This is a genomic window from Verrucomicrobiia bacterium (assembly GCA_019634625.1).
GTDB lineage: Bacteria > Verrucomicrobiota > Verrucomicrobiia > Limisphaerales > CAIMTB01 > CAIMTB01.
The window spans coordinates 1-2675 of sequence record JAHCBA010000088.1; the positions used below are offsets into that span (position 1 = coordinate 1).

At 66.6% G+C, this 2675-nt stretch carries 5 protein-coding genes; all 5 read left to right on the forward strand.

The window, feature by feature from the left end; all coding sequences use genetic code 11:
* Positions 1-184 (forward strand): hypothetical protein (locus KF833_24320; GenBank protein ID MBX3748444.1); only part of this gene is annotated, 184 nt, incomplete at its 5' end.
* A gap of 71 nt (positions 185-255) precedes the next feature.
* Positions 256-1026, forward strand: coding sequence for a DUF1080 domain-containing protein (locus tag KF833_24325; protein MBX3748445.1), 771 nt, complete (start codon positions 256-258; stop codon positions 1024-1026).
* A gap of 220 nt (positions 1027-1246) precedes the next feature.
* On the forward strand, positions 1247-1516 hold the full coding sequence (locus tag KF833_24330; GenBank protein ID MBX3748446.1) for a hypothetical protein: 270 nt from the start codon (positions 1247-1249) through the stop codon (positions 1514-1516).
* A 20-nt stretch (positions 1517-1536) separates the two neighbouring features.
* Positions 1537-1914: a hypothetical protein gene (locus tag KF833_24335; protein MBX3748447.1), complete on the forward strand. Its 378-nt coding sequence runs from the start codon at positions 1537-1539 to the stop codon at positions 1912-1914.
* A 206-nt stretch (positions 1915-2120) separates the two neighbouring features.
* Positions 2121-2675: MCP four helix bundle domain-containing protein (locus tag KF833_24340; protein ID MBX3748448.1), on the forward strand; the 555-nt coding region annotated here is incomplete at its 3' end.

Below are 2675 nucleotides of genomic sequence, written 5' to 3' on the forward strand. Positions count from 1 at the left end.
CCTGCGAATCCGGCACATGACCGACGGGGTGTTCCTGGGATCGAAGGAGTTTGTGGACCGGATGTGGGAGCAGCACCGGGATAAGTTCGGCAAGCGCCGCAAGAGCGGTGCCCGGACCATTCGAGGCGCTCCCATCCCGGGCCTCACAGTATTGCGCGATCTCCGGGTGGATGCGGTGGTGTAGATCGATGCCGTTCATCCCATCACTTCCGCTTTGCCGCCACGCCCCAAAACGGCTCACCCTCCCCCCGTCCCATGCAAACACACCTATCCCATCCCCTCAGCCGTCCGCTTTCGACGGTCCTCACCCTACTCGCCGCCAGTGCTCTTGCTCTCGCCGCCGAACCCGCTCCGCCCGCTGGCTTCATCAGCCTTTTCAACGGACGCGACCTCTCCGGCTGGCACATCCCCGAAGGCGATGGCGGCCACTGGAAAGTCATCGACGGCGTGATCGACTACGACGCCGAAAGCCAGGCCCCGGGGAGCAAAGACCTCTGGACTGAACGCGAGTTCCGCAACTTCGTTCTCCGCATTGATTGGCGGATCAAGGACACCCCGTTCATCAACCCCAACGTCCCCTACATTCTCCCCGACGGAACCCACGCCCGCGACGTCCACGGGCGCCCGCTTCGCATGGCCCTCCCAGATTCCGACTCCGGCATTGGTCTGCGCGGCGACATCACCTACCAGGTCAACATCTGGTGCTGGCCCATCGGCTCCGGCGAGATGTATGGCATCCGCACCCGCTCCAACATCGCCCCCGAACTCCGCGCTGCCGTCACCCCCCGCACACAGGCCGACCGCCCCGTGGGCGAGTGGAACACCTTCGAAATCACCGTCCGTGGCAACACCGTCATCGTGGTCCTCAATGACCGCCTCGTCCTCCCTGGCGCCACCATTCCCGACCTCCCCCCCACCGGACGCATCGGACTCCAGCACCACGGCAGCAAGCGCAACGGCGAATGGACCAGCTCGCCCAGCCTCATGCAGTTTCGCAACATCTTCCTCAAGGAACTGCCCGAGTGACCGATACCTACAGTGAGGGCAATGCCACTGCGGGCCGGTCCCCGAACAGCACCGGTAATCCGCCAGGCGCCCAAGGACCGGCTGGCCGCCGACAACCCAGGCCGCGATCCCGCGATCGCCGAGCCACGGATTCCCCCCCACGTCGGCCGCTGCCGGTCCAACCTTTTTCCCGGGGAGAAACCCCTTGGCTTCAATGCCTCCCCCGATAGATTCCCACCCCGTGAAGGGAAACTCGTTGCTGATCGGGATGGCCTCCCTCCTCGCGGCGTTCTCGGCCGGGATCACCCTCCTCGCCTACCAGTACGTCCAACTCACCCGCGCCCTCAACGCCACCCAGCACACCATGGCCCAGGTCGAACTGCGCCAGAATCGCCTGAAGGCCATCGTCGCCGAGGCGGTCGAGTTCTCCCAACGCGACCCCTCCATCACGCCCCTCCTCCAGTCCATCGGCGTCAATCCCGCCGTCGCCGCCCCCCCCCAGGGCCACTAGCCAAACGCCAAACCGTAACCATGGATCCCTCTCCTTCCTCCGCCTCCCTCGGTACATCCCCCCCGGATCCCCGCTCCCTCGAACACCAAGTCCACGCCCTCCGCCTCACCCTCCAAGTCACTCTCGTCTCCCTCGTCATCCTCTCCGGCGCCCTCGGCATCTACCTCTTCCGCCAGGTCTCCCTCCTCCGCCGTCAGGTCGAAACCAATGCTCGGGTCGCCCACCAGATGGCTACCCACTTCAATCTGAACGTCGCCACCCAGGCCATGGTCTTCGAACGGCAACTCGTCGAGTTCGCCAAGACCAATGAGGCCTTTCGCCAGCGTCTCACCCGCTTCTATCCCTCCAACGCCGCCCCACAGCCCCACGCCTCGGCCCCGCCCAGCCCCACCCCCTGATCCTTCCCATCCCTTCCGCTTCTATCCGCCGCCCACCGCCAGGCGGGCCTTAATCCCTCCACACTCCCGCCCGATATCCTCGCCAGCGGCGTGACCCGCAAACGGCGGAAACGGACGCTTACCCCGCTGCCGGGGCCAAGGTCCAGTCCCCATCCGACCCGGAAAGGCCGACCGCTGTCGACTGTACTTCCACCCCCCCCACCCCCGTGAACGCTCCCTCGACCGGCCCGCGTCTCCAACTCGCCACCCGCCTCCTCCTTGCCTTCCTCGCCGTCGCCACAGTCACCCTGTTCCTCGGCCTCCTGAGCTACCGCGGCGCCTCCTCCAGCCGCCGCCAGGTCCACGAGATCGGCGAGGTCCGCCTCCCCAGCGTCGAGAGCCTCCTCATCCTCGGCGAGCAGGCACAAGCCATCCAAACCGCCTCCCGCACCCTCCTCATTCCCGGCCTCCCCGCCACCCAGCGCCAGCTCCAGTACAGCAACATCGCCGCTGCCAATGCCGCCGCCGTCGATGCCTGGAACGCCTACGAAGCCCTCCCCCAAACCCCGGAGGTGGCCGCTCTCTGGCGCCGCTTCGTGCCGGCCTGGGAGACGTGGCACCAGGCCAGCCAGCGCTTCCTCACCCGCGCTCGATCCCGCGATGCCCTCGACATCCCCCACCCGGTGGACCTCGCCCGCCAGATCGAGAGCTTCAGCAAGGATCATCATCGCCTCGCCGCCCAGGTCTTCCGCCTTGTCCATTCCGCGGATACGTCGTTCGAG